Source organism: Sedimentibacter sp. B4, from assembly GCF_000309315.1.
In the GTDB taxonomy this organism is placed as follows: Bacteria; Bacillota; Clostridia; order Tissierellales; family Sedimentibacteraceae; genus Sedimentibacter; species Sedimentibacter saalensis.
The window spans coordinates 1-218 of sequence record NZ_CANG01000816.1; the positions used below are offsets into that span (position 1 = coordinate 1).

The window sequence follows — 218 nt, forward strand, 5'->3', positions numbered from 1 at the left end:
CTGGACAAGTACGTGGGCGAGACCGAGCGCCAGATCAGGGCGATCTTCACCCGGGCGAAGGAGCACGCCACGTCCGGACGCCCTGTGGTCGTCTTCTTCGACGAGATGGACGCCCTGTTCCGCACGCGCGGCAGCGGGGTGTCCTCCGATGTCGAGGCGACGATCGTGCCGCAGCTGCTCAGCGAGATCGACGGCGTCGAGGGGCTCGCGAACGTGAT

Annotated in this window: 1 protein-coding gene; it reads left to right on the forward strand. The window is 67.4% G+C overall.

Features of this window, described 5'->3' with window-relative positions:
* On the forward strand, positions 1 to 218 hold a 218-nt coding region (locus tag BN358_RS24425; protein ID WP_157593519.1), incomplete at both ends, for an AAA family ATPase.